The following is a 26,026-nucleotide window of genomic DNA, read 5'->3' as shown; positions in this document are numbered from 1 at the left end:
TCAGGCGATCTGCTGGCTGCCCGAAGGATCGGGAATGACCACGATGGTGCTGCCGTCGCGGACATTGTCGGCCAGGTGGATGACGTCCTGGTTGAGCATGCGGATGCAGCCCGAAGAGACGGCCCTGCCGATGGTCCAGAATTCGGGCGAGCCGTGAATGCGGTAGATGGTGTCGCGATTACCCTGGTGGATATAGAGCGCCCGCGAGCCCAGTGGATTGTCGAGCCCCGGCGCCATGCCGCCATTGGCGATGCTGACCGGTTCGAGTTCAGGCTGGCGCGCCACCATCTCGTTGGGGGGATTCCAGCGCGGCCATTCGCGCTTATAGGCGATGTGCCCGCGCCCCGACCATAGGAAGCCATCGCGCCCGACGCCGACGCCATAGCGCATGGCACGGCCTTCGGGCCGGATGTGATAGAGATAGCGATTGGGCGTGTCGACGATCACCGTGCCCACTTTTTCAACGCTCGGATAATCCACCTCGGTTCGCCACCATTGCCTGCCGACCTGGGCGACGTCGACCTCAGGAATCGGAAAGCGCTCATCGGGCAGGGCGTAATACATCGGCGGCGTGACCGGCGGTGGCGGCGCGACCGGCTGGGCCAGGCGTGGTGTTTGCTGCGTCGAAGTGCAGCCGGCAAGCGCGAGTGCGCCGACCCCGGCAAGGAAAGTGCGGCGTCCGATGGCGAAAGAAGTCAAGGCAGTTTCCTCATTTGTCCAGGCAATGCCCCGCTATAGGCGACGCCCAGCTTAAGCCGACCTTAAGGACCGCAGCGTTGCGACGATCACAATTGCGGGCGCAATTGCGCAATGCCGCTCAGCAGCACCTCGCGCGAGATTTCGCCCATATGGACCGATCCCAGGTGTCCTTCGTTATCGATGAACAGCGTAGCGGGCAGGCCGGGGGCGTCGTAATGGCGCCCGAATTCGCCGAAGGAATCGAGCACGACATGGTCGAGATCGAGGTTTTCGGAGGCCAGGAACTGCTCGATCATCGCCGCACTTTCCCCCTGGTTGACGAAGATGAAGGTGGCATCCCCGGTGGTCTTGGCGATGTCAGCCATCATCGGCATTTCGCGGCGGCAGGGCGGACACCATGTGGCCCAGAGATTGATGACGAGAGGCCCTTCCAGATCGGCGGCGTTGAATGTCTCGCCGGAGAGCGTCTGGAACATCTCGGCGGTCGGCAGTGCGGTGGCGGGGACGCCAGCCGTGAGCTGGAGCACGAAGATTGCGACATAGGCCGCGACGGCTCCGGGCAGCGCGGTCCATGGGGCGAGGCCCAGCGCGCGCCGGAAGTGCAACAGCGTATAGAGCAGCGCCAGCCCAACCCCGGCGGGGATGAGAAAGCCGCCCTGCCAGAGAAAAAATACCCGCAGCGGCTCGGCGAGAAAGCTTTCGGCGTGCATGACGACGTGCCCGGCCCGCGCCCCGACGATGAACGCAACGACAGCGCCCCAGGACCAGGGCGAAAAACGGCGGTCGACCTTGCTGGAGAGGATTTCACCGAGAAAGAGGAAGGCCGCGATCGCGAGGATCGCGGCGAACCGGTCGGGGGCGAAAACCAGGGGCCCGATGGCGACGGCGTTCATGCTTACCGATCCGCCAGGGCGATCGAGGCCTGCAAGGTTTGGGTGGTGACGTCGCCGACGAGGCGCGAGCCACTGGCTTCCGCCGCGGTGCGGTCGAAAAAGATCATTGTCGGCGGTCCGATGACGGCGAGATCGTTCATCAAGCCCTGGTTCGCGTCATTGAGCGTCGTCAGATCGATCTCGACGCGCTGGAACTCGGACAGACCCGCGACGATGTCGGCGGCGGGCAGCACGTCGCGCTCGATGGATTTGCAGGTGACGCACCAATCGGCGGTGAAATAGACAAGCGTGGGCCGATCATTGGCGGTGGCCAGGGCCTGCTCCACTTCCGGCGTCGAGTGTGCATTGAGGAAGGCCATTTCGGCCTGGCCCGCCGGTTGCCCGCCACCGCCCGCGCCGAAATGGGCGAGCGGACGCAGCGGATCGGTTGCGCCTGAAGCCGCGCCGATGGCGACGATGACCCCGCCGAGGGACAAGACCAGGCCCGCCGCCTTGCGGAAGCGCGCTCCCGCAGGGGCATCCACCGTCAGCCGGTCGGCGACGCCGATGAAGACGGCGGCGGTGAGCAGGAGGATGGCCCAGAGCGTCATGGTGACCTGCGCAGGCAGGATGCGCTCGGCCATCCAGATGGCGGCGGCGAGGAAAACGAAGCCAAAGACGTATTTGACCTGCACCATCCACGCCCCGGCGCGGGGCAGGGCCTTGCTGCCCATGGTGCCGAAGGCGATCAGGGGAATGCCCTGACCCAGTCCCAGCGCAAAGAGCGCCGCTGCGCCCAGAACCGCATCGCCGGTCTGGGCGATATAGAGCAGCGCAGCGGCGAGCGGGGCGGTGACGCAGGGGCCCACGATCAGCGCCGAGAGAAAGCCCATGCCGGCGGCACCGCCGATCGAGCCGCGTTTCCCCGCCTGCACACCGGTCAACCGGCTGACCCAGGCCGTCGGCAGTTCCAGCTCGAACAGTCCGAACATCGACGTCGCCAGGACCACGAACAGCAGAGCGACGGCGCCGACCGCATAGGGCGATTGCAGCACCATTTGCAAATTCTGCCCCGACCAGGCGGCGACCACGCCGAGCAGGCCAAAGGCGGCAGCCATGGCGAGGACATAGCTCGACGAGAGGACGAAGCCGCGCCGCGCCGTCAGCGCCTCACCCTCGCGCGCCAGGGTGGCGCTGAGGATCGGGTACATGGGCAGGACGCAAGGGGTGAAAGCCAGCAACAGGCCGAAGACTAGGAAACTCGCGATCACCCACATCGCGCCACCGCTCTCCAGCAGCGCACCGATCATGCCGCCCCCGAGGCTTTCCTCGGCCAGCGAAAAGCCGCTGCCAGTACCCGATGGCGCCGGCGTGGGAATGCCAAACCCCATGACGGGTTCGGAAACCTGCAAGCTGTGCGTATCCACGGTCAGGGTCAGCGGCGGGTAGCAGATCGAATCCTTCTTGCAGCCCTGATAGGTCACCGCGATTTCGGCGGGCGCCGTGTCGCCGAGCCGCGCCACAGCCTGGTGGTAATAGACTTCGGAGGGTCCGAAATTGCTGTCGTCGGTCTCGACGACGCCCGGCTCGGTCTCCAGCACGATCGCGTTGCCGGAGGTGCTGTCGCGCGCGCCCAGATGGTCGCGATAGAGATAGTAGCCGTCCTCGATCTCCCAGTGCAGCACCAGCTGGTCGTCGGCATCGCGCGCGACGGAGAACGAAAACGCATCCTCGGCGCGAAGGATGTCGTCCTGCTGGGCTTGAATCGAAAGCGACGGGACAGCGAAAAGCAGGATGGCGAATAAGCGCAACAGCGGTTTCAGGGGCATCATCGGGCTCAGGTCTTGTCGGTGCTGGGGAGATTTGGAGAGGTCAGAGCGGGCCGAACAGGCGTTCAAGGTCCGGGCCGCGCGGCACCCCGCTTTGGAAGATCAGCGAACCATCGTCGGCCCTGGCGATCACGCCGGGCGTGCCGGAAAAGCCCAGTTCTCCCATCAACTGCATATTCCTCTCAAGCTCGGCACGGGTCTGGGCGGAAATACTGTCGAGCGGATCGATGCCGCCCTCGCCATGGTGCACCTCGTTGTAAATGAGCGCCGCCGACGGATCGTCGGCTTCGAGAATGGCTGCCGCCTTGGCCGGGGAATCCGCCCGGATCACGCCCACCATCAGATGACGGAGCTGTACCTTGCCGGCCTCGACCCAGGGCCGGGCCGAGTGCCACATCTCGTTGCAGAACGGGCAATTGGCGTCGGTGAAGGTATAGACGACCCGCTCGGCATCCAGATCGCCATCCGCGACCCAGCGCGCCGATTCGAGCGCTGCCCAGCTCGCCTGATCGATCGGGACACTCGCCAGCCGGCGCAGTTCTTCATCGGCGACCGCCTTGCCCTCGCTGTCGATCAGCGTGCCGATCAGGGCGTAATTGGCGTCGGGCATGACATAGACGGCCAGCGGCTGGGTTCCGGCGCTGGCGGCAAATCCGTCCAGACCACCCGGAACGGCCATAGGACTGTGAATGGTCAGCCCCTGGCGTTCCAGCGCCCGCAAAACCGGGGCATCGGCGCTGACGGCCTGGGTGACCGTGGCGGTTTCGGTGTCGCTGCACCCGGCCAGAATCAGCGCTGAAAGCGCGACAAGAACCAGCTTTTTCATTTCGAGCATACCCGTTGGACAATCATGGGAGCAGCGCTCGGCTGGCCAGCTTAAGGCAGGCTTAAGGAACGGTTGCTCCATGCGGTCCGGTGGGTACGCGCGTCACAGTGTCCGATTCGCCCGGCTTGGAATTTCTCATTCTTTCCGGCAGTCTCGATATCGCAGTGCGGGGGCATCCCGAGGTTGTGTTGCCGGTGAGACAGGAGATCGCCAAAGCCATGACGATGAACACCATGACCAGTGATCCTGTTGGCGCGGACCTCTCGATCTTCGATGAGCTCATTGAGCGCAGGATGTCCAACTCGATTAAATGGGCCTATGCGCACGAAATGCTCGCGCCCGACGAGGCGGCGGCAGAACCCCTGCCGATGTGGGTCGCCGATATGGACTTCAGGGCGCCGCAGGTGGTGCGCGATGCCCTGCACGAGGCCGTCGATTACGGTGTGTTCGGCTATCCCTTCGGCGCAACGCAATCCTATCTGGACGCCGTCGTGGGCTGGCAGGGCAGGCGCTTCGGTTGGGAAATCGACCAGAACTGGATCGTCCAGACCGCTGGCATCATCACGACGCTGAAGACCATCGTGCAGGCTTTTTCCGCACCGGGCGACAGCGTTCTGATCCAGCCGCCTGTCTATGGGCATTTCCATAGTGATGTGCTGCTGAACGGACGGCATCTGACCTATGCCCCGCTCGACTATACGGGCGCGGGCTATCGCTTTAACGCCGAAGTGTTCGAGGCGGCGATCCGCCCCGATACCAGGCTCTTCATCCTCAGCCATCCGCACAATCCAACCGGCAATGTCTGGTCGGAAGCCGATTTGCGCACCATGGGTGAAATCTGCCAGCGCCACGATGTGCTGGTCATCTCCGATGAGATCCACGAGGATCTGATCCTCGATCCGGCAAAAAAACACATCCCCTTTGCCTCGCTCGGCGAAGCTTTCGCCATGAACAGCATCACCTGCACCGCGCCCAGCAAGACCTTCAACCTGCCCGGCTTGCAAAGCGCCAATGTCATCGTGCCGAATGGACGGCTGCGCGATGAATTTCGCCGCCAGGGCGACCGCAATGGCTTTGGCTTCGTCAATGTCCTGGGCATGGTCGCCGCCGAAGCCGCCTATACGCATGGCGAGCCCTGGCTTGAGGACCTGCTGGTTTATATCAGGGCCAATCACGAACGCTTCGCCGCGGCGATCAACGCGGCGGATGCCGGGTTGAAGGTGCTTCGCGCGGATTCTCTCTATCTGGCCTGGATGGATTGCCGTGGCCTTGGCCTCGATGCCGAAGCGCTCGACAAGTTCATGCTGACCAAGGCCCGCGTCTGGCTCGACAAGGGGCAGAAGTTCGGGATCGAGGGGCACGGTTTCATGCGCGTCAATCTTGGCTGCCCGCGTGCTACCGTCGACGAAGCCATTCGCCGCATCACCTCGGCTGTCGGGTCGGAAGGTTTGCGGCAATGACGGCAAATGGGTGGGACGAACGCTATCGCGGTGAGGAGTACGTGTTCGGCAAGGAGCCGAACGCCTTCCTCAAACAAGAGGCCCACCGCTTCGAGCCTGGCGGCAACGTGCTGGCGGTGGCCGATGGAGAGGGACGCAATGGCGTCTTTCTCGCCAGCCTCGGGCTTGCGGTGCACGCCATCGACGCGTCCTCGGTGGCGCTCGAAAAGAGCGCCAAGCTGGCCCGGGACTCCGGGGTGGAGATCGAGCTCGAACTGGCCGATCTGTCGGATTGGTCCTGGCCCGACGCTCAATATGACTATGTCGTCGCCATCTTCATCCAGTTCGCCGATCCCGCAGGCCGGGCGCGCCTCTTTGAGGGCATGCAGCGCGCGGTGAAGCCGGGCGGACTGGTGCTCCTGCACGGCTACCGCCCCGAACAGGTCGATCTGGGCACCGGGGGACCGCCGCAGCGCGAGCATATGTACACCCGGTCGCTTTTGCTGGAGGCGTTCTCGGATTTCGAAATTGTGAGCCTCAAGGAATATGACGCAGAAATCCACGAAGGCCAGGGGCATCATGGTCTATCGGCGCTCATCGATCTGATTGCCCGACGGCCAGCCGGCGATCCTTGACGCCCCGGCGGACGGCTGGCGCCCCGCTTAGGGCGTGTCGATAATGACCGCGCTGAGGCCACCGGCCTTCCGGTTATGAAACTGCAATCGCCAGCCGCTGCGTCCCAGCGCCAACTCGACGATGGCGAGCCCGAGGCCGCTGCCGATGGCGGCCTTGTGGCGGCCCCGAAAGAAGCGTTCCGTGATCATGGGCAATTCCTCAGCCGGAATGCCCGGTCCATCGTCCTCGATGATGATGCAGCCATGTTCCGTCCCATCGGCTGTGCGGCAGCGCACCACGCCGCCGGGCGGGGAGTGGTTGACGGCATTCTCCATCAGGTTACGGGCGACCAGGGTGAACAGTTCCGGTTCGATCCCGAGGCTTAAGCCGTCGAGATCGGGCGCAATGGCGATGGTCACGTTGCGGGCCGGATCGGCCAGTTCCTGCGCCAGCGATTTGAGTATCGCGCCGGGCTGTACCACGCCGCCGCTCCGCTCCGCCGGATCGAGCGCTTCTATGGCCGACATGTCCAGCAACTGCCGGACCAGCCTGCCGGTGCGGTCGACCCCCAGCACGATCTGTTGCAGCGCCTGGTCCCGGATGGCACCGTCGCCGCTGGCCAGCGCCACCTGCGCTTGGGTCTTGAGCCCGGCGAGGGGCGTGCGCAACTCATGGGCAGCGAAGGCGGTGAAATTGCGCTCGCGTTCGCGCAGTTCCTCCACCCGGGCAAACAGCCCGTTCAGCGATTGCAGCACCGGCGTGATCTCGGTGGCGGTCCCGTCATCGGCGATCGGGCTGAGATCGGAGGCAGGCCGGGTTTCGAGGTCTCCGGCAATCTTGCGCAAAGGCTCAAGGCCCCGGCGTACGCTGAGCCAGATCAACAGGGCCAGCACGGGCAGGATGAGCAGGGCCGGAAGCAGCAGGCCGCGGATGACGTCGTTCACCAGCCCGTCGCGGATCTGCATGCTGTCGCCGATAAGGACGCGGACGCCGAGTTCGGCATTGGTGATGGCATAGACCCGCCAGCGTTCGCCCTCGATCACGGTCTCTGAAAACCCGTCCGCGTGCCCGGAGAGTTCGGCATCGGGGGCGCCCTGGGACCGGCCGATCATTGTGCCTTGCAGCGACCAGATCTGGCAGGAAAGCTGGCGCTCATAGGTGTTGAGGGAACGTCCGGGCAGGGCGGTTACAAGGCTCTGGTTGGGATCGACCGCGATTTCCTGACTGGCGATCAGCGAGGAAACCATGCGCCCCGCTTCCATCAGGCGCGCGTCGAGCACCCGTTCGACCTCGGCGCGGGTGGACATGAAAATCCAGACCACGGCCGAGAGCCAGACAAGGCCGGTGGTGATGACGAGAATGAGGAACAGCCGCCGGGAGATCGATGCCATCACGCTTCCCCTCCCAGACGATAGCCGAGCCCGCGCACGGTCTGGATCAATCCGGTGCCGAGCTTGGCGCGCAGATGATGGATATGGACCTCGACGGCATTGCTTTCCACTTCCTCCTGCCAGCCATAGAGCTTTTCCTCGATCTGGCTTTTGGAAAGAATCCGGCCCGGATGGACCATGAGAGCGTGCAGGATCGCATATTCGCGCCGCGACAGGCTGATGGGCCTGCTGTTCTGCTCCAGGGTCTTGCTGGCCGGATCAAGGCTGAGGCCGCCCCATTCGAGCAGCGAGGAGGAGTGCCCCGAGGCGCGGCGGACGAGGGCGCGCAGGCGCGCGGCGACTTCGTCAAGATCGAAGGGTTTACCCAGATAGTCGTCGGCCCCGGCGTCGAGGCCGGCGATCCGGTCGGCCACGCGGTCGCGCGCGGTGAGCAGCAGGACCGGCACCATGTCGCGCCGGGCGCGCAGAGCGCGCAGAATATCGAGGCCGGAGCCGTCCGGCAGCATCAGATCGAGGACCAGCGCGTCGAATTGGTGGTTCTGGAGCACGGCGTCGGCTTCCGCGCAGCCCTCGACGGCATCGGCATTGAAGCCGCCAAGCCCGAGCCCGACCTTGAGCCCGTCCCGCAACACGGCATCGTCCTCGATTATCAAAACGCGCATAAAAACCCTTCGCTGATCTGATCCGCCATTCTACGCCGAGCTTAAGGCAGGCTTAAGGGGGCGGACAGATATGCTTTGTGGCAAGCTGCCGGAGCAGCATTTTGACGGATACGGGAAGTTCCAGATCGAACATCTCGGGCGGATACCCGGGGTTCGGAACATCAAGACAGAAATTCCGCTGCAGAAGATTAAGCACTCGTCCCAAGCGCCGATCTAACGGAATCTCCAGCGGTGTTTGCGGCAGGAGCCGCGCATGGAGTCGGCGGCAACACGCTGTCGGAGGTCGTTGGTTCGCTGATGGAACCTGCTGCGCCGATCAACCCGGCGACGCTGGTGCTTCGCCATTGTCTCTCAGGAGATGGTGGATTTGTTGAAATGGCAATTCTGCCGTATCACTGCTTTAATCCAAGGACTGAAAATCTATCATATGTCGAAAATCTAATGCCTGATCGCATTCCCATCATTTTGAGCGACGACCATCTCGCCCGGGTCACGCCGGGCGAGGGGCCGTTGCATGGTCCGGGCCTGCGCATTCTGGAAGACGCTGATCTCGACGCGCTTGCGGCCACGCTCACACAAGGGTGGACGCGGCCAATCCAGATTTTTGCCTACGGATCGCTGATCTGGAACCCCGGCTTCCCTGTCCAATCGCTCCGCCGCGCGACCGCCATTGGCTGGCATCGCAACTTTTCGATCTCGCTCGATCATTTCCGCGGTACGCCCGAGAGGCCGGGGTTGATGCTCGCTCTCGCCTCGGGCGGGAGTTGCGATGGGTTGATCCTGGAACTGGCTGCCGAAACCGAGATGCAGTCGCTGCGGACGGTGCTGCGCCGTGAACTTGTCGCCCACGAATTGTCAGCCAATGCCCGCTGGATAGAGGTCAACTCCGATCGCGGCCGCGAACAGGCGCTGACTTTCTGATCCGGTGGGTGCCCCTGTTGTCGACCTGACGATCGAGGAACAGGCGCGAAGACTGGCCACCGCGGCAGGTGCCGCCGGATCCGGGGCTGAATATCTGCTGCGGACGGTTCAGGGATTGGAAAAATACGGCGTTCACGACCCGTATATCTGGCAACTCCAGCATCTCGTTGCCGAAGAAATCGAGAGAGCCATTCCAACCGGGATGAACCGGGTGAATGATCGGGAGCGGGAAATCGGCGAGGCGTAGGCTGGCGTTATGGCCGGTCACGCCTCAGGGTGGCAATCGGGCCCGGCATGCCGACAAAGGGGCATCACCCTTTTGATAGCTTCCCACCATCGCTACCGGCGTCGTCCTCTCCATGAAATCTCCCGCCTGCGTGTCGGTGATCCCCGGCTCATTCGCCCGTCGCGACGAGGCCGTAGGGAACGCAGATGCGCCGTCCGCTGCGGGGATCGTGGATGAGGTCGGCGCGGATGCCGAAGGCGGCGGCCAGGGTTTGAGGCGTCAAGACCGCGTCGGGCGCTCCGCTGCCGATGACTTTTCCGGCGTGCAGCACGATGACGTGATGGGCATGGCGCAGCGCCTGGTTGAGGTCGTGCACCACCATGACGATGGTGCGGCCTTGCTCAATATTGAGCCGGTCGAGCAGGCTCAGCACTTCGAATTGATGGGCCATGTCCAGAAAGGTCGTCGGCTCGTCCAGCAGCAGGATGCGGCTGTTTTGCGCCAGCGCCATGGCGATCCAGGCCCGCTGCCGCTGCCCGCCCGACAAGGTCCCCACCGGCCGGTCGGCCAGCTCGGTCATGCCGGTCAGGATCAGAGCTTCCCTAACGGCAGCCTTGTCCTCGGCGGTCATGGCTGTGAGCGGCTTCTGCCAGGCGAAGCGCCCATATCCGACCAGTTCGCGGACCAGCAGGCCAGCGGGCGCTTCGGGATTTTGCGGCAATACCGCCATGGCGCGGGCGATGGCTTTGGTGGGAAGCTGAGCCAGCGACCGGCCATCGAGATAGACCGCGCCGTGGCTGGGCCTGAGGATGCGGGCCAGGTTCTTGAGGATGGTGGTCTTGCCCGAGCCGTTGGCCCCCACTAGGGCGGTGATCCGGCCGGGAGGAATGGCCAGCGCCAATTCGGCAAAGACGGGCTCGGCCCCATAGGCAAAGCTCAGCTCTTGGGTTTCCAGCGTCATGCGGTGAAAGCCTGGCGGTTGGTGCGGATAAGCAGATAGAGGAAATAGGGCGCGCCGAGCACGGCGACGACCACGCCGGCGGGAATTTCGATCGGGGCCAGCAGGTTGCGGCCCACAGTGTCGGCGAGCAGCATCAATCCTGCGCCCACCAGCGCGGCGGCGGGCAGCAGCAGATGATGGCGCGGGCCCACCAGCCGGCGGGCGATATGGGGTCCGAGCAGGCCGACAAAGCCGATGGCGCCGGCCAGCGCCACGGCGGTGCCGGCAAAGGCGACGGCGACGGCCAGCAGCGCCAGCCGCCCGCTTTCGACGCCGACGCCCAACCCGGTGGCAGTGTCGTCGCCCACCCCAAGAATGTCGAGCACGCGCACCAGCCCGGCCAGCAACGGCGCCAGCACCACCAGCCAGGGCAGGATGGCGAACACATCGGCCCATCTGGCGCCCGACAGGCTTCCCGCCAGCCATACCGAAGCGGCGTCGTAAAGTCGCCGGTCCAGCCGCATGGACAACACCAGCATGGCCGCCGATGCGCCGGCATTGATGGCAATGCCGGCCAGGAGCAGGCGGCCGGGTTCGACCCGTCCCTGCTTGCGGGCCAGCAGGTAGATGGCGATGGCCGTGGCCAGCGCGCCGACAAAGGCGACCGGCGGCCACAGCGCGCCGGGCAGGGTGACAATGCCCTGCTGGCGCAGATAGAGCAGGGCGAGGATGCTCAGCCCCGCCCCGGCATTGAGCCCCAATATTCCCGGATCGGCGAGCGCGTTGCGCGATACGCCCTGGAGCAGCGCGCCCGATAGAGCCAGCCCCGCGCCCACTAGCATCGCCATGACGAGGCGTGGCAGGCGGATCGTATAGAGCGTCAGCTCCTGCTTGGCGGTTCCCTGACCGAACAGCGTGGCCAGCACATCGCCGGGGCCGATTGCGAAGGACCCCATATTGAGGCTGACCACGGCCGTTGCCGCCAATAGCGCGACGAGGATGCAATAGCGCAGCGCCATGTCACATGCCCCTTTGGTCACGGCGCGCCAGCCAGAGAAAGAATGGCACCCCGATCAGCGCGGTGATCAGCCCCACCGGTGTCTCGAAGGGCGGATTGACCATGCGCGCGCCCAGATCGGCCAGCACCAGCAGGGTAGCGCCCAGCAATACCGAGCAGGGGATGATCCAGCGATAGTCGAGCCCGACGAGGAAGCGCGCCAGATGGGGCACCACCAGGCCGACAAAGCCGACCCCGCCCGCCACGGCGACGGCGCTGCCGGCCAGCAGCAGCGTGGCGATGACGCCACCGGCGCGTACCAGCGCGGTGCGCTGGCCCAGACCGATCGAAACCTCTTCGCCAAGACTGAGAAGGGAGATGCCGCGCGCCAGCGCCAGCGCCAGCAGCAGGCCGATCCCCATCCAGGGCAGGGCCAGCAACAATTGCGGCCAGCGCACGCCCTGCACGCCGCCGGCGGTGTAGAACAGCACGTCCTGGGCAATCCCGGTATAGAGCACCACACCGGTGGTCAGTCCCCCGAACAGGGCCGAAACTGCGGCGCCAGCCAGCACCAGCCGCACCGGCGTCAGCCCGCCCGGCTGCAAGGCGCCAATACCAAAGACCAGCCCGACCCCCAGCCCCGCGCCCAGAAAGGACAGCAGGATCAGCCCGGTGAAGTCGAGCCAGGGGAACAGTACCAGGCCCAGCACCAGCAGCAGCCCGGCGCCGGCATTGAGCCCCATCAGCGACGGGCTGGCCAGCGGATTGCGCGTCATGCCCTGCATGATGGCGCCGGCAACGCCCAGGCTGGCGCCCACGGCAGCGGAGGCGACGACGCGCGGCAGGCGGAATTCCTGAATCACCAGATGGTTGGTCTGGGCCGGATCGAAGCGGAACACCGCCAGCCACACAGTGACCAGGTCGATGCCCGCCGCGCCCACCGATATGGAAGCGAACAGGCTCGCCAGCAGCACCAGGCCGCCGGCGAGCAGGACCAGCGCGCGCAGCGGACTAGTCGGCCGTGCCGAGATGGGCCGCCACGTCGTCGACGATGGCTGCGAAGCTGATCGGCCCGGTCGAGCGGTTCCAGGGTTCCATGTTGACGCGATAGACATGACCAGCCTGAACCGCGGGCAGCGCCTGCCACAGCGCCGTGGCTTCGATACCGGCCATCTTGTCCTCGTCCTCGACCATCAGGAACAGGTGATCGGCAGTCAGTTCGGGGATGATCTCGTTGGAGACGGTAACGCTGTCCTCATTCAGATCCACCAGCGGGTGCGGATTGAGCCCGAGATCCTGATAGAGCACCAGGCCCGAGCGCCGCGCGCCGCCATAGACCCGCAAATCCTTTTCGCGCACCCGCAGCACCAAGACGGTATCATCCGGCCGCACCGCGGCCACCTGCGCCTTGACCGCGGCGGCATGGGCATCATAGGCGTCCACCGCGTCATGGGCCGCGTCGGGCTTGCCGACCGCCTCGCCCAGCCCGATCAGCCATTGCCTCCAATCCACATTGGGTTCGTCCAGCAGAAGTGTCGGCGCGATGGCGCTGAGCAGCTCGTAATTATCGCCGATCTCGTCGGCCTGAGCGAGGATGAGATCGGGGTCGAGCGCCAGGATCGCCTCGAAATCGGGCGCGCTCTGGTCGCCCACCAGGGCGGTGTCGGCCAGGGCGTCGGCCAGTTGATCGGGCAGGCCGCTGGGACGCACCACCGCGCCAACCGGCGCCTCGCCCAGCGCCACCAGCGCTTCGGAGAAGATATTGTGCAGCGCCACGATCCGGTGCGGATGGACCGGCACTTCGGTCTCCCCCTGCGCGTGCAGCACCACGCGGGCGGCCTCATTTTCCGAAACGACCTGCGCGACCTGCGCCTGGGCGGGCGCGAGCCCCAGAGCGAAATAAAGCAAAGCGGCGCCGAGCGCGGCGCTATGGCGGCGAGAGAGATGCATCATGGTCCCAAACCTGACTAAAATAATCCTGTTTATGGAATTAGCAGCAGCGCATGTGGCGGTCAACGGGTCATGATCTATCCCGGGGCGCGGTGTTGCGACCGCTGCGCACTGCCAGGCCGCTGCGGTCGCATTTCTTGCAATCAGTTGATGGCCGGAGGCCTCCAACGCTCAGTGAAGTTCTGGTCGCTTGGGTTGCCTTCAGCTTGCTTGACCAAAATGCAGGCCGACGCCGGTGGCCTGCTCCATGCGCTCCATATAGCGCTTGACGTTGGCCGGATATTGAACGCCCTTCACGATACTGAGCATCCTCAATGACGGGTAAAGCACGAAGTCGTCGGCATCCACGTGCTCGCGTCCGGCAAGCACGCTATCCAGCTCTGCCAATCGCTCTTCGATGTCGCGGATAAGGTCGGGGGTCTGGCCGAGCAGGTCCTCGAACGCCCCGAAATTCTTTGTCTGGCGGGCCTTGAATGCGGCGCGCGCGGTTTCCGTTGCAAACTCGGGAAGGTCCGCATCGGCCAGACGGGGAATGGAAAGATTGAGGATCGGTCGCCACGCTGCGTCGTGCCACAGCTTGATGGGGCTGTTTTCTTCCACCGGGGCGACGATAGGAGTGCCGTGCAAGCCGTCGACATAGTGCACGATATCCATGCTTTCGGCCATATGAGTGTTATCAGCCTTTTGCAGAATAGGCGTCGTCTTCTTGCCGACCAGATTGGTCGGGGTGTCGACATCGTCTTCCAGAACGAAATGCAACTCGACCGGTAGCGATTTGAGCCCGAAGATCATGCGCGCCTTGGCGCAAAACGGACAATGGTCATAAACATACAATTTCATCGGTAAAGCTCCTTGTAGATTCGGATTCGGGGTAACGCGGCTGGTGTTTTGGCGGGGTTCAGCTTGGGCTCTCGACAATGCCGCCTTCGACCCGAAGCGCCGCGCCGGTCGTTGCGCTCGACAGCGGCGAGGCGACATAGACGGCGAGATTGGCGATTTCCTCCGGCTCAGCGAAGCGGCCGATCAGCGTGGAGGGGCGGTTTTCGGCAAGAAACCGGCTTTCGGCCTCGGACGGGTCGATGCCGCCCTCACGCGCCAGATCCGCGATGAAGGCGACTGAGCTTTCCGTCCGCGTCGGTCCGGGCAGTATCGCGTTCGATGTCACGCCAGTGCCGGCCAGGGCCTTGGCGTAACCGCGAGACAGAGCCTGCAACGCCGCTTTGGAGACGCCATAATGAATCATCTCGACAGGAATGTTCTGCGCGGATTCGCTGGAGATGAAGATCAGCCGGCCCCAGCCCTTTTCCTTCATCACCGGCGCATAGTGGCGCGCAAGGCGCGCGGCGCTGGTCACATTGACGTTGAAGATGTGCGCCCAGTCGGCGTCATCGAGTTCAAAGGCGGGCTTGGCGCCATAAATGCCGAGATTGCTGACGAAAATATCCGCCTGTGGCACCTTGGCGATCAGTTCCGCAGCACCTTCCGGGGTGGCGAGGTCGGCAGCGACGCCTGAGACTTTGGCGTCCGGCTGCGCCCCGGCGATGGCCGCCACCGCCTTGTCCACCGCGGCCTGCGTGCGCCCGGTGACCACCACTTCGGCTCCCGTCCCCACCAGACCTTTGGCGATGGCAAAGCCGATGCCGGCGGTGGAACCGGTGACAATGGCGCGTTTTCCTGCAAGATCGATTTTCATAATGGTCTCCTTATACGGCGCTGGCGTCATCGAGCCGGGCGATGTCGGACGCAGACAAAGTGAGCTTGGCGGAGCGGATCAGGCTTTCCAGTTGTTCGAGACTGGTTGCGCTGGCGATCGGGGCGGTGACGCCTTCTCGCGCCGTCAGCCAGGCAAGGGCGATTTCCGCCGGGGTTGCGCCATGCGCGGCGGCCACCTCATCCAGCACCGCCAGGATACGCAGACCGCGTTCGTTGAGATAGTTGCCCATGCCGCCGCCGCGTGGACTTTTGCCAAAATCTTCGGCGCTGCGATATTTACCGCTGAGGAAGCCGTTGGCGAGGCTTGAATAGGTGATAACACCGAGCCCCTCGGCAATCGCCAGATCGCGCAAAGCCCCGTCATAGCCATCGCGGTCATAAAGGTTGTATTGCGGCTGGAGCACTTCGTAGCGCGGCAGGCCGTTATCGGCGGCAACCTTCAGCGCCTGCGCCAGTTGCCCGGCCGAATGGTTCGACGCGCCGATGGCGCGGACCTTGCCGGCATTGATCAGGCGGTCATGGGCTTGCAGCGTTTCCTCGACCGGCACGCTGTCGTCAAAGATATGTGAGAAATAGAGGTCGATATGGTCGGTCTTCAGCCGACGCAGCGAATCCTCGACCGAGCGCTCGATCCAGGCTGCCGACAGGCCTTGGCCCTGCGCCATTTCCATGCCGACCTTGGTGATGACAACCACCTTGTCGCGATTGCCGCGCGCCTGCATCCATTCGCCGATAATGGCTTCGGATTCGCCGCCGTTATTGCCCGGAATCCAGTTCGAATAGATGTCGGCGCTGTCGATCGTTTCGAAACCGGCGTCGACGAAACGGTCGAGCAGGTCGAAGGAGCGGGCCTTGTCCGCTGTCCAGCCAAAAACATTGCCGCCGAACACCAGCGGCGAGATCGAGAGGCTGGAGCGGCCAAGCGGTCTTTTCGTCATGGTCGTGTTCCCTTCGTATGAATTGGTCCATCCGTATCTAATTGCATTGATATTCCCATTAAATGGCGGTTTTATTGTTTGATTGAAAACGTAGGGTGTTTAATCATGGATCGCTTCACCAGCATGCAGGTGTTCGTCAAGGTCGCCGACCTCGGCTCCTTCGCGGCGGCAGCGAGTGAACTGAAACTATCGCCGGCCATGGTCGCCAAGCATATCCGCACGCTGGAGGAGCGGCTTCAGGTCACGCTGATCCGCCGCACGACGCGGCGGCAGAGCCTGACCGATGTGGGCTTGAGTTTTCTGGAGCGCTGCCGTTCGATCCTTGGTGAAGTGGAGGCGGCTGAGAACCTTGCAGCCGAAAGCCAGAGCGCGCCACGGGGCCTTCTGCGGGTCAATGCCCCGATGACCTTTGGCAGCACCAGCCTTGCCCGCGCGCTGCCCGACTATCTGCGCACCTATCCGGACGTCAGCGTCGAATTGACCATCACCGACCGGATGGTCGATCTGGTCGACGAGGGTTTTGATGCGGTGATCCGCATCGGCGCGCTTGCCGATACCTCATTACGGGCCCTGGCGATGACGCCCTATGAAATGGCGTTGTGCGCCGCGCCCGCCTATCTGGCGAGCCATCCTGCGCCACAGCACCCCGCCGATCTCGCCGGCCACGCCTGCCTCGGCTTTGCCCACTGGGCTCCGAGCAATGAATGGACGTTCGAGGGGCCGGGCGGCGTGACGGAAACGGTCACCGTTCATGGCCCGCTCACCGTCAATATCGGGCACGCATTGCGGATGGCGGCGCTGGCGGGGTTGGGGATCATTCTTCAGCCACGCATCCTGCTTCAGGACGATATCGATGAGGGGCTTCTGGTTCCCCTCCTGCCGGACTGGCGGCACACGGCCCGCCCGATGCATATCCTTACCGCGCCAGACCGACGTCGAACCCGCAAGCTCGGCAGCTTCGTCGAATTTATTTCCCAACGCTTCCCGCTGCGTTGACAATAAACACGCATCGCGATCGTGGGCCGTTATAGCAGAAGGCTGGCATGGTGCCGTGTATTCGCACCACGCCAGCCTCAAAGGATGCAACGGTCTTTTACGGGTTGATGATGCCGTAGAGCAGTAGGCTGGAGAAATCGACCCAGCCACCGCCGTAATAGCTCGGATAGGCATCTTTCAGCGCCTTGGCGTAGCTGTCCGCGTCGCCATTGGCGGCGTGAATCTGCTTGGCCTTTTCCAGATAGGAAATATTAGCGTCGATCACGTCATAGCCCACCGGATTGCCATGGCCGACCATGAGCGTGTCATAACCCTTGGCCACATCGCTCTTGAGCGCATCGAGAATTTCGATCCAGTGGTCGAAATGACTTGCGACCGTAAAGAGGTGATGTCCGGCAGGGAACACCAGGTCAAAGACCATCACCACGCCCGCGTCAGGCAGGCGAACGATGGTTTGCCAGTCACTTTCGCCATCGGGCTGGCGCTCGAATTCGAAGCGCACGCCGCCGATGGTCTGGGCGCCGACCGCCAGCTCGTGATCGGGAAGGGTCGGGGTCTTGGCCACAACATTGCCAAAAGCCTGGTTGCGGGCATCGAGGATTTTCTGGCCGTTTTCCTTGATGTAGCCGATGATTTCCGGCAGCGCATAGATCGGCGCCTGCGGGAAGCGCTGATGCAGCACGCTTAGGCCCGACCAGTGATCGGGGTGGATGTGCGACAGCACGATGCGATTCACGGGCTTGCCAAGCCCGGCGATATAGTCGGCCAGGTCTTCGGCGTGCCTGGTGTGGAACACCGCGTCGAAGACGACGAGGCCGTCATCGGTCTCGACGATCTGCGAGGTGACGTAAAGCCCTTCCTCGGGCGACTTGTAGGTGTGGATGGTCACCCCGCGGTAATCCTTGGTGATGACCTGTCCCAGTTTGGCTTGCGCAGTCATGTCAACGTCCTTTCAAAAGAAGAGTGCAGCAGAGGACAAAACGCTTGGCGTCGTGTTCTGGGGATAAACATGACTCTTTCGGACGAAGTTGATAATCCATCTCTCCAGAAGATGATTGCTTCCGAATCGGGAGCAATGACCGTCCCTCAGGCAGCCGCAATGCGAATGATCGGCTTCAGCGTTCCGCCCTTTTCGCTGTCGGCGGCGGCCTCGTTGATCTGGTCGAGGGGGTAGAATTTGACCAGCTTGTCAAAGGGGAAGCGACCGGCAAGGTAAAGGTCGATCAGCTTGGGGATGAAGATATCCGGAACGCTGTCGCCTTCGACAACGCCGCGAATGCTCTTGACGCTCTGCATCAGATCATTGGCATCGAGGTCGAGCAGCGCACCCGGCTTGGAGGCACCGACGACAGCAGCCGACCCCATGGGGCGCAGCGCCAGCACCGCGTTGCGGATCACCGCCGGGATGCCGGTCGAATCCATGGCGAAATCGACGCCCTTGCCGGTCACCTTGCGGATCGCCTCGACCGGATCATCTTTCGAGCTGTCGACGATGTGGGTGGCGCCAAGTTCGAGCGCCAGCTCCAGCCGCGAGGGCACGACGTCGATGGCAAAGATGGTGGTCGCGCCGGTCGCAGCCGCCGCCATCACGGCGGAGAGCCCGACCGCTCCCGCACCGAAGGCCGCGAAGCTTGAGCCCGGCTCGACCTTGAGCGCGTTGAGCACGGTCCCAGCGCCGGTCTGGATGCCGCAGCCCAGCGGCCCCAGCAGCTCCAGCGGCGCGTCTTTGCGCACCTTGACCACATTGCGCACATTGGCGATCGCATAGGCGCCGAAGGACGACTGGCCGAAGAAGCGGTCGTTGAGCGGCTTGTGGTCATGCCCGCACAGCGCGTGCGACCCGTCCTCCGGCCGCGCTCCGGCGAAATTGTACTCGTTGAAATTCTCGCAATAGGCCGGATGGCCCTCCTGGCAAGGCCGGCAGCTTCCGCAGGAATGGAAGGAAAGGACGACATGGTCGCCCTTTTCGACCTTCGTTACGTTCTCGCCAACCGCCTCAACGATGCCCGCGCCCTCATGGCCGAGCACGATCGGCTGCGGCACGGGATAGATCTGGTCGCGGGCCACCATGTCGGTGTGACACATGCCGGTTGCCACCACCCGCACCAGCACCTCGTCATGGCGTGGCGGGGTGATGCTGGCCGTCTCGATGACAAACGGGCCGCCCTTCTGGCGGACGACGGCGGCCTGGAAGTCTTTTGCTGCAAATTCTGATATCGACATCGGAACTCCCTCTCATTTGGGCAGATTGGTGCGTGGATTTGATAGAGTACAATCAGGGAGACTGGCGAACAGTGAGGTTCTGGTTTCGTCTGTCAAAGTGAGAAAATCACTCGCGTGGCGCTGATGCACCCAATGTCCTGTTCAGAAATTAGTTCCCGCAGTTTGATGGCCCGCATGAGGTCGATTGCGGCACCTCAACTTCCGTTGGTGCGCCCCCAAGATCGGATGCTTCATTCTCTGCTACGCGACGCATGACGGCGAGCCAGCTCCTGACGATGATGAACCGTCGAAAACAGCACGGCAGCGCTGATGCCGATTGCCGCTCCAAGCATTGTATGGATCACGCGTTCCGGCACCATGGCCGTATCCGCGCCTGGACTGGCCAGATAGGTCATGAGCAGCGCCATGGGCGCGACCAATATCTGGCCGAGCCCATAACTGCTGCCGATAATCATCTCCGCCGCGCGCCCTTCAGGCCACCTTCAGCATGGCTGGCAGTTCCGGGCCCAACGGCACGATGCCGGTGGGATTGAGGGCCTTGACCGAATAATAGCCGGTCTTGATGTGGTCGATATTGACCGTCTCCCTGATCCCCGGAATGGCGAGAATGCGTTCGAGATAGCGGCTGAGATTCGCATAGTCGGCAATACGGCGCAGATTGCACTTGAACAGGCCATGATAGGCCACGTCGAATCGTACCAGCGTCACGAACAGCCGGATGTCGGCCTCGGTGAACGTGTCGCCCGAAAGGAAGCTGCGGCCATCGGCCATCCTGCCCTCGAGTTCGTCGAGCATGGCGAAGACCTCGTGGAATGCCTCCTCATAAGCAATTTGGGTGGTCGCAAAGCCGGCGCGATAGACGCCGTTGTTGAACCGGGGATAGATGCGGGCGTTAAGCGCATCAATTTCCTCGGCAAGTTCGGTTGGGTAGAGATCGTAGGTCGAATCCGCCAGTTCGCCGAACCCGGAATTCATCATCCGCAGGATATCGGCCGACTCGTTGTTGACGATGGTGTTGCGCTGCTTGTCCCAGAGCACCGGCACCGTCGCCCGGCCCGAAATGGTCGGATCGGCGCGCGCATAGAGCTCGTGCATATAGGTCGCGCCATTGACCGTGTCGCGGTCCGAGCCGGGATAATCGCCGAAGCGCCAGCCCTGCTCGGTGAGCGCCGGCTCGACCACCGACAGCGAGATGACGTCTTCGAGCTTCTTGAGCTTGCGCCCGATCAGCGTACGCGAGGCCCAGGGGCAGATCAGCGCCACATAGAGGTGATAGCGGCCGGGTTCTGCCTTAAAGCCGCCCTCGCCAGTCGGACCGGCGCTGCCATCGGGCGTCACCCAGTTGCGAAAGCTCGAGGTCTGGCGCACGAAACCGCCTTTCTCGTCCTTGGCCTGTACCGGCTGCCAGTTTTCTATCCATTTTCCATTGACCAGCATGTCAATTATCCTCACTTGTCAGCGTGATGGCGGTGCCCCACGGGTCGCGCAGCGTCGTGCCTTCAGCGTTTTTGGTAACGTCCAGCCCGGCCTTTTCCGCCCGCGCCAAAATGGCGGCGATTTCGCCGGCATCCTTGGCGACGAGGTCGACCCTGTCGAGCCCGGCCATGTTTTGCGGCCGTTGGGACGCCCCCCGGCTGTTCCAGATATTGCCGGCCAGTTGGTGATGATAGCCGCCGCTGCCATAGAAGCTCGCGCCGGGATAATCCACGGTCACCGCAAATCCCAGCACGTCGCGGTAGAAGCGATCGGCTTCCGCCGTGTTGCCGACCTGCATATGGACGTGGCCGATGCTGCCCGCTTCGGGAAAGCCGCTCCACACGCTGGTTCCGGCAGTGCTCAGCAAATCCTGCACGTCCAGTGGATCGGTGCTCATCTGGATATGACCGCCAGCGTCCAGCCATTGCGGCACGGGCCGGTCGACATAGACCTCGATGCCATTGCCTTCCGGATCAGCGAGATAGAGCGCTTCGCTGACAATGTGGTCCGACGCCCCTTGCAGCCGCAGGCGCTGGTCGGCGACATATCCGAGCCAACGGGCGAGGTCGGCGCGGCTCGGCAGCAGGAAGGCGGTGTGAAACAGCCCCGCCTGGCGCCGATCATTGGCCGTGAGGGCCGGATCGGCGTCGAGAACGAGCAGCGGTGTCTTGCCCACGCCCAGCACGGCCTGCCGGTCACTGGAGGCGATTTTACCGAGACCCAGGACCTGCTGGTAAAAACTCGAAACGGTGTCGAGATCGCGGACTTTGAGATGCACCTTGCCGACGCGCAGCGGGGCAGTGCTCATATCGAAAAAATCACTCGTCATAGTCATGACTGTTGCTCCCGGAAAAGATGCGGCCGCGATGTGTTCCGCGGCGCGCGAGATGTCAGGCGCGGTTGCGCTTGAGGGCGAAGGCTCCATCCCCGAGCAGGGCCTGGGCGACCAGAACGATGGCCCAGAAAGCGGGGAATTCCCAGCCGCCGCCCTGGCTGTCGAAATAGAAGCCGGCAGCGCCATGCGGGGCGTAGATCGAGCCGAGCAGGATCGGCACCAGGGCGAGCGAGGCCCACCGCGTCCAGACGCCTGCGATCAATGCCACGCCGCCGATAAACTCGGCTGCGATGACGAGATAGGCAAGAAAGCCTGGAAAGCCGAGGCTTTCGAAGAAACCCACCGTGCCGGCCGGCGTATAGATCGCCAGTTTCAGCCAGACGTGGGCTAGGAACAGCACGCCGGTCGAGACCCGCAGGATCGTCGCGGCGAGATCGGCGCTGGAGACGCCGGCGAGAGGGCCGGGACGGGTGGTGTCAGTGGAAGATATGGTGGTCATGATGATTTTCCTTGCAAAAAGAGGGTCAGGCCACACCCTGCCAGGTGGGGGCGATATCGGTGCCGTAGCCAAGGCCATAGCCCAGCGCGATGTTGAGGGCGGCGACCGGCTCCAGATAACGGGACGATGCGAGACCACCCGTTTCCACGCCCTTGAACCCGGCGCTTTCGGCGAGGGCCACGACGCTTTTGCGGGCTTCGGCGTCATCACCGGCGACAAACACCGTCGCAGTCTGGCCGCCAGCCTTGGCATCGTTCTGAAGCACCGAGGCGAAGATGGTGTTGAACGCCTTCACCACCTTGGCCGCCGGGGCGATTTTCTGAATTTCCTCGGCGGCGCTGGTCGTAAAGCCCAGGCTCAGGCCGGAGAAATCGGCGGTCATCGGATTGGTGATGTCGATGACGGTCTTGCCGGCCAGGCCACCGGCGGCGGCGATGACATCGGCCGCCGCGTCATACGGCACGGCCAGAACCACGGCCTCGGCAGCCGCAGCGGCATCGGCGAATGAGCCGGACGCGATATTGTTGCCCAGTTCGGCAGCGACGGTGCGGGCCTTGTCCTGGTCGCGCGAGGCGATGGTGATGGTGTGGCCGGCCTTGGCGAAAAGGGTGGCAAGGCCGCTGGCCATGTTGCCGGTACCGAAAATTGCGATGTTCATGTCCATTCTCCTGTTGTGACGCGGCGCGTCTCGTTGCTGAGGAGAACATGACCCTGATCGATCGAAATGATAATGCGGGAAAACGGAAGTTCATTACATCCGTAATGGAAGAAATCTACCAGCCTTCGTCCCAGCGTGGCGTGCCACGATAGCGTTCGACCAGGAAATCGACCAGCACGCGAACCTTGGCCGCCAGATGGCGACTATGTGGGTACAACACATGCACTGTGTAGGGCTCGGGCTCGAAGGCTTGCAGCACCTGCCGGGTGCGACCCGCCCGCAGGGATTCACCGGCGATGAAACTGGGAACGCAGGCCAGGCCAAACCCCGCCTCGGCAGCCTTGAGGCACGCTTCGGCGTTCGAATAGTGGAGCCGACCTTGCACTGGTGCCGTGAACGAAACACCATCCGCCCCGCGGAAGGGCCAATGGTTAGGCTCCCGAAAATTACTGTCGATGATGCAATCGAACTTGGACAATGCGGCTGGCGTCTTTGGCTCTCCGTGCGTTTCGAGATAGGCGGGGTCACCCACAACCACGATACGCATATCGCAGAGCTTGCGCGCGATCATGCTGGAATCGTCCGGCTTGCCGACCCTGATCGCCAGATCGAAGCCTTCATCGACAATGTTCACCACCCGATCGGAAAAGCTCACATCCAGCTCGATATCGACAAAGTTGCGGGCAAAATCGTTTAGCGCCGGTGCGACTTCCCTGGTGCCGAAAGTCAGCGGTGCGGTGAGGCGCAAGCGTCCGCGCGGCGCGTGCGAGGCGTCACGCACAGCAGCGTACAGATTGTCGAACTCCTCGAGCAGTGGCCTCAGGCGATCGAAATAGGCCTGGCCGGCTTCGGTTGGGTTCACTGCCCGGGTGGTGCGGCTGAGCAGCCGCACGCCAAGGATGCCCTCCAGCCGGGAAACCAGCTTGGAGGCCTGTCCGGAACTCGTGCGCAACCGTTCCGCCGCAGCCGTGAAGCTGCCGGTCTCCATCACCGCTACAAACATCCTCTCGGCCTCGAGCCTATCCATCCGCTACGCCTACCTCTGGCTTCCCGACACGTTGGTGGTGGACCCTTATAACAGGGTAGAACGTTCTCTCCAGGCACCTTTGCTTCAAGCGACAGCCGCACCCTCTCCGTGGCACCACATCGCCATCATGGTCGGCATTGATGATCCGAACAGTTGTATCTTTTCGTACCCGACTGTGGTCGCGTGAAATTTGGCCTTAATGGCATCCGCGTTGGTGATTTCGGCTACGAGCGCATCGTAGTCAAAGTCGGGAATGAAGGCCGCCTTGACATTCGACTCTGCGGTGTTCTTTTCCTCGGCAGTCATATCACGAGTGGCATAAGCGCTGTGGACCCCGACAAGCTCTGCCCGCGAGCCAGCCTGCGCTGTTGAAGCCAGCGAACCCCGGCCAGAAAACCGGCCAAACTCAAAAGTGTTGGCGAGAGCTTGCGGAGTAGAAAACGGAAAGTGCTCGGTGGATCGACACGTTAGAATGGCGCGCCCGAAAGGATTCGAACCTCTGACCCCCAGATTCGTAGTCTGGTGCTCTATCCAGCTGAGCTACGGGCGCGCAATGCAAGCGTCGGGAGTGGTCCCGACCGGCAGGCGCAACGCTTATACAAGCTTTTCAGCCAATGCAAGGCATGGAGGGCAAGTTTGAAAGAAAATATGCACAGCCGACGGAGCGCCGGTCGGAAAGCGTGTCGGGAGAATGAAGGGGATTGATTCCCGACCCCTGCTTTTTCGGCAAGAGCCGATTGGGGCCGCGCAGCCCATTGTGATGTTCGGCAGGCCAGTGCCGGAGTGCAGGAAAAACCACTCTATATATAGAAGCGATTATTGCCGGTGATACGAAGTCCGGGTAGCGCCAGGCTGACTGGGCGGAGGAATGGGACGCAAATCACCCTATACCTACGTATTTCAACCGATGTTCAACACGGCCCCGCTGCCGCAATCTCCCGTAGGCAGCAGTCCCATCGGGAGGGTGGAATGAGATTGATTTTCAATGTTCGGGATTGGGATGGGGAGCGCCGGGAAATTACGGTGTCGCTGGTGAATGCCGATGCAGCCGACATCGCGGCGGATTTTCAGGGCGAGCGCGTCGCGCTTGGCACCTCGCCTTCTCCCGGATGGTGGGTGGTTTGGGGCGAGGGTGTGCTGGCCGGACATCGGAATCAGAATGATGCCACCAGCTTTTTGATCACCGATGTCGCCGCACTTTCCCGATTACATTCGATGAAACGGGGGGATCCCGGTGATTCCTCTAAAATCCCGTATGGACTGGACGTGCTGGAGCCAGAGGAAGCGGGCGCGATCTTCGGTGACCTCTCTCTATATAGACAGATCGACAGCCCGCGGGCCGCAGCTGCCGAACAATCTGAGTCGGGCTGGAACCATTTTCGTTTTGCTGGGCCGGAGAATCGGCTCGCCGCCACAGTCTTCGGTCGCTTGAGGAGCGCCTATAACGAAAGGTGCGCATTTATTGGCGTCTGGCAGGCACCAGCCAACGGACAGATTGGCGAGGGCATGACGGTCGCGGTGGATGCTGGGGCGCATCTGGAGAGTGAAGCACTTTCAATGAGCCTGTTCGTCAGCAATATGGTTGGCCCACTCTATCAAAGCGGTCGTCTCGCCATAGGGGAGGAGTACGGCATTCTCTATCATCCGGATCTGGATGCCAGCGTGGCTCTGGCTATCGAGGCCAAAAACCCGACAGGCAAACTGATACTACCACAAGATCGCAACGCATGGCCGGATCTGGAGGCAGCGCGCCGCCATAGGGAGCGCTTCGGTTATTAAGGGAGTGAGCAGGAGGGGCCGAGAGTGGATAAATCGATATATGACAGAATTTTAAAAACGACCTGTTGACTCGGGAAAAGCCTCCCCCTATATACTCGAAGCGCTGGCAACGGTGGGTCCCAAAAAGACCGACACAAACCAGCCAAGGTTTTGAAAAAAAAGAGTTTTCGATTTTTCAAAACTAGGTGTTGACAGGCTGATAGCTCAGCCCTATATACCACAAACGCTGATGACGCGGTGCCGATCTGGCCACCACCGAGGCGGGCTTCATAAAAGATGGCAGTCGCTTCTGCCGGTTCGCAAGGCCGGAAGAAACGAGTTTGTGCCAAAGTTTAAGAAGTTGAAAATTGACGCTCAGGAGTGGGCGTCCGCTGTTTGACATTGTTATTTTGTTTGGAAAGGGAAACGTGGCCGGCGGGCGATTGTTTTTGCGGATCTGGTTTATCTGGATCGTAGAGACTTGTTGTTTGATGGGTGCACGTTTTTCTAAGAGGTACACTCTTTCCGTTCTGTCG

General features: G+C 62.8%; 29 protein-coding genes and 1 tRNA gene. 6 read left to right on the top strand and 24 right to left on the bottom strand.

Annotated features, from left to right (window positions below; all coding sequences use genetic code 11):
- The 4 genes from VNS12_RS06545 to dsbG form a co-directional block, all read right to left on the bottom strand.
- Positions 1–699 (bottom strand): L,D-transpeptidase, encoded by a 699-nt coding sequence (locus VNS12_RS06545; protein WP_325487041.1) that lies wholly within the window; start codon positions 697–699, stop codon positions 1–3.
- An 86-nt stretch (positions 700–785) separates the two neighbouring features.
- Complete coding sequence (locus VNS12_RS06540; protein WP_325487040.1) at positions 786–1,592, bottom strand: TlpA disulfide reductase family protein; 807 nt, start codon at positions 1,590–1,592, stop codon at positions 786–788.
- A 2-nt stretch (positions 1,593–1,594) separates the two neighbouring features.
- On the bottom strand, positions 1,595–3,403 hold the full coding sequence (dsbD, locus tag VNS12_RS06535) for a protein-disulfide reductase DsbD (RefSeq protein WP_325487039.1): 1,809 nt from the start codon (positions 3,401–3,403) through the stop codon (positions 1,595–1,597).
- Between the two features lie 40 nt (positions 3,404–3,443).
- Positions 3,444–4,226 (bottom strand): thiol:disulfide interchange protein DsbG, encoded by a 783-nt coding sequence (gene dsbG / locus VNS12_RS06530; RefSeq protein WP_325487038.1) that lies wholly within the window; start codon positions 4,224–4,226, stop codon positions 3,444–3,446.
- A gap of 89 nt (positions 4,227–4,315) precedes the next feature.
- Here dsbG and VNS12_RS06525 point away from each other — a divergent pair, with 89 nt between their 5' ends.
- The gene (locus tag VNS12_RS06525) at positions 4,316–5,686 is read left to right on the top strand and encodes a MalY/PatB family protein (RefSeq protein WP_325487037.1); all 1,371 of its coding nucleotides are present in this window, start codon (positions 4,316–4,318) and stop codon (positions 5,684–5,686) included.
- The gene (locus tag VNS12_RS06520; protein ID WP_325487036.1) at positions 5,683–6,300 is read left to right on the top strand and encodes an SAM-dependent methyltransferase; all 618 of its coding nucleotides are present in this window, start codon (positions 5,683–5,685) and stop codon (positions 6,298–6,300) included. The genes VNS12_RS06525 and VNS12_RS06520 overlap by 4 nt, the downstream gene beginning before the upstream one ends.
- Before the next feature lie 27 nt (positions 6,301–6,327).
- On the opposite strand, the gene VNS12_RS06515 is transcribed toward VNS12_RS06520, so the two are convergent.
- Together VNS12_RS06515 and VNS12_RS06510 are read right to left on the bottom strand one after the other, a co-directional pair.
- The gene (locus tag VNS12_RS06515; RefSeq protein ID WP_325487035.1) at positions 6,328–7,671 is read right to left on the bottom strand and encodes an ATP-binding protein; all 1,344 of its coding nucleotides are present in this window, start codon (positions 7,669–7,671) and stop codon (positions 6,328–6,330) included.
- Positions 7,671–8,333: a response regulator transcription factor gene (locus VNS12_RS06510; RefSeq protein WP_325487034.1), complete on the bottom strand. Its 663-nt coding sequence runs from the start codon at positions 8,331–8,333 to the stop codon at positions 7,671–7,673. The genes VNS12_RS06515 and VNS12_RS06510 overlap by 1 nt, the downstream gene beginning before the upstream one ends.
- Positions 8,334–8,774: 441 nt before the next feature.
- Between VNS12_RS06510 and VNS12_RS06505 the strand changes: the two genes are divergently transcribed.
- Both VNS12_RS06505 and VNS12_RS06500 read left to right on the top strand, forming a co-directional pair.
- Positions 8,775–9,254, top strand: a complete 480-nt coding sequence (locus VNS12_RS06505) for a gamma-glutamylcyclotransferase (protein WP_325487033.1) — start codon at positions 8,775–8,777, stop codon at positions 9,252–9,254.
- Between the two features lie 4 nt (positions 9,255–9,258).
- Positions 9,259–9,501, top strand: coding sequence for a gamma-glutamylcyclotransferase (locus VNS12_RS06500; RefSeq protein WP_325487032.1), 243 nt, complete (start codon positions 9,259–9,261; stop codon positions 9,499–9,501).
- Between the two features lie 148 nt (positions 9,502–9,649).
- Here VNS12_RS06500 and VNS12_RS06495 read toward each other — a convergent pair whose 3' ends face one another.
- The 7 genes from VNS12_RS06495 to VNS12_RS06465 all read right to left on the bottom strand — a co-directional run bounded on the left by VNS12_RS06495 (position 9,650) and on the right by VNS12_RS06465 (position 16,018).
- A complete protein-coding gene (locus tag VNS12_RS06495; RefSeq protein ID WP_325487031.1) occupies positions 9,650–10,441 on the bottom strand; it encodes an ABC transporter ATP-binding protein in 792 nt (263 codons plus the stop codon).
- Positions 10,438–11,439 (bottom strand): FecCD family ABC transporter permease, encoded by a 1,002-nt coding sequence (locus VNS12_RS06490; protein WP_325487030.1) that lies wholly within the window; start codon positions 11,437–11,439, stop codon positions 10,438–10,440. Before VNS12_RS06490 ends, VNS12_RS06495 begins: the two co-directional genes overlap by 4 nt.
- A 1-nt stretch (position 11,440) precedes the next feature.
- A complete protein-coding gene (locus tag VNS12_RS06485; protein ID WP_325487029.1) occupies positions 11,441–12,391 on the bottom strand; it encodes a FecCD family ABC transporter permease in 951 nt (316 codons plus the stop codon).
- Positions 12,392–12,428: 37 nt separating this feature from the next.
- The gene (locus VNS12_RS06480) at positions 12,429–13,370 is read right to left on the bottom strand and encodes an iron-siderophore ABC transporter substrate-binding protein (protein ID WP_325487028.1); all 942 of its coding nucleotides are present in this window, start codon (positions 13,368–13,370) and stop codon (positions 12,429–12,431) included.
- 198 nt (positions 13,371–13,568) lie between these two features.
- Positions 13,569–14,207 (bottom strand): glutaredoxin 2, encoded by a 639-nt coding sequence (gene grxB, locus VNS12_RS06475; RefSeq protein WP_325487027.1) that lies wholly within the window; start codon positions 14,205–14,207, stop codon positions 13,569–13,571.
- A gap of 58 nt (positions 14,208–14,265) precedes the next feature.
- Complete coding sequence (locus VNS12_RS06470) at positions 14,266–15,060, bottom strand: SDR family NAD(P)-dependent oxidoreductase (RefSeq protein WP_325487026.1); 795 nt, start codon at positions 15,058–15,060, stop codon at positions 14,266–14,268.
- Positions 15,061–15,070: 10 nt separating this feature from the next.
- Entirely contained in the window at positions 15,071–16,018 is a 948-nt protein-coding gene (locus VNS12_RS06465; RefSeq protein WP_325487025.1) for an aldo/keto reductase, read from the bottom strand.
- A gap of 105 nt (positions 16,019–16,123) precedes the next feature.
- Here VNS12_RS06465 and VNS12_RS06460 point away from each other — a divergent pair, with 105 nt between their 5' ends.
- A complete protein-coding gene (locus VNS12_RS06460) occupies positions 16,124–17,014 on the top strand; it encodes a LysR family transcriptional regulator (RefSeq protein ID WP_325487024.1) in 891 nt (296 codons plus the stop codon).
- A gap of 97 nt (positions 17,015–17,111) precedes the next feature.
- Here VNS12_RS06460 and VNS12_RS06455 read toward each other — a convergent pair whose 3' ends face one another.
- The 10 genes from VNS12_RS06455 to VNS12_RS06410 all read right to left on the bottom strand — a co-directional run bounded on the left by VNS12_RS06455 (position 17,112) and on the right by VNS12_RS06410 (position 24,282).
- Positions 17,112–17,954: an MBL fold metallo-hydrolase gene (locus VNS12_RS06455; protein ID WP_325487023.1), complete on the bottom strand. Its 843-nt coding sequence runs from the start codon at positions 17,952–17,954 to the stop codon at positions 17,112–17,114.
- Positions 17,955–18,100: 146 nt separating this feature from the next.
- Positions 18,101–19,237 carry an NAD(P)-dependent alcohol dehydrogenase gene (locus tag VNS12_RS06450; RefSeq protein WP_325487022.1) on the bottom strand — a complete coding sequence of 379 codons (1,137 nt, stop codon included), beginning with the start codon at positions 19,235–19,237 and terminating at the stop codon, positions 18,101–18,103.
- A gap of 230 nt (positions 19,238–19,467) precedes the next feature.
- Positions 19,468–19,692 (bottom strand): FUSC family protein, encoded by a 225-nt coding sequence (locus VNS12_RS06445; protein WP_325487021.1) that lies wholly within the window; start codon positions 19,690–19,692, stop codon positions 19,468–19,470.
- Positions 19,693–19,708: 16 nt separating this feature from the next.
- Entirely contained in the window at positions 19,709–20,674 is a 966-nt protein-coding gene (locus tag VNS12_RS06440) for a glutathione S-transferase family protein (RefSeq protein ID WP_325487020.1), read from the bottom strand.
- 1 nt (position 20,675) lies between these two features.
- On the bottom strand, positions 20,676–21,548 hold the full coding sequence (locus tag VNS12_RS06435) for a VOC family protein (RefSeq protein WP_325487019.1): 873 nt from the start codon (positions 21,546–21,548) through the stop codon (positions 20,676–20,678).
- Positions 21,549–21,603: 55 nt separating this feature from the next.
- Positions 21,604–22,047: a DoxX family protein gene (locus VNS12_RS06430; protein WP_325487018.1), complete on the bottom strand. Its 444-nt coding sequence runs from the start codon at positions 22,045–22,047 to the stop codon at positions 21,604–21,606.
- Positions 22,048–22,072: 25 nt separating this feature from the next.
- The gene (locus VNS12_RS06425; RefSeq protein WP_414693077.1) at positions 22,073–22,705 is read right to left on the bottom strand and encodes an NADPH-dependent F420 reductase; all 633 of its coding nucleotides are present in this window, start codon (positions 22,703–22,705) and stop codon (positions 22,073–22,075) included.
- A gap of 115 nt (positions 22,706–22,820) precedes the next feature.
- The gene (locus tag VNS12_RS06420) at positions 22,821–23,732 is read right to left on the bottom strand and encodes a LysR family transcriptional regulator (protein ID WP_325487016.1); all 912 of its coding nucleotides are present in this window, start codon (positions 23,730–23,732) and stop codon (positions 22,821–22,823) included.
- An 84-nt stretch (positions 23,733–23,816) separates the two neighbouring features.
- Positions 23,817–24,038 (bottom strand): hypothetical protein, encoded by a 222-nt coding sequence (locus VNS12_RS06415; protein ID WP_325487015.1) that lies wholly within the window; start codon positions 24,036–24,038, stop codon positions 23,817–23,819.
- Between the two features lie 167 nt (positions 24,039–24,205).
- Positions 24,206–24,282: transfer RNA gene (locus VNS12_RS06410), tRNA-Arg, on the bottom strand.
- A gap of 419 nt (positions 24,283–24,701) precedes the next feature.
- Here VNS12_RS06410 and VNS12_RS06405 point away from each other — a divergent pair.
- Positions 24,702–25,511: a hypothetical protein gene (locus tag VNS12_RS06405; RefSeq protein WP_325487014.1), complete on the top strand. Its 810-nt coding sequence runs from the start codon at positions 24,702–24,704 to the stop codon at positions 25,509–25,511.
- 181 nt (positions 25,512–25,692) lie between these two features.
- Here VNS12_RS06405 and VNS12_RS06400 read toward each other — a convergent pair.
- A partial coding sequence (locus tag VNS12_RS06400; protein ID WP_325487013.1) for a hypothetical protein occupies positions 25,693–26,026 on the bottom strand: 334 nt, incomplete at its 5' end.

Source organism: Pelagibacterium sp. (genome assembly GCF_035555455.1).
Taxonomy (GTDB): domain Bacteria; phylum Pseudomonadota; class Alphaproteobacteria; order Rhizobiales; family Devosiaceae; genus Pelagibacterium.
Note: the sequence above shows the minus strand (reverse complement) of the source record. Positions and strands in the feature narration are given on the sequence as shown.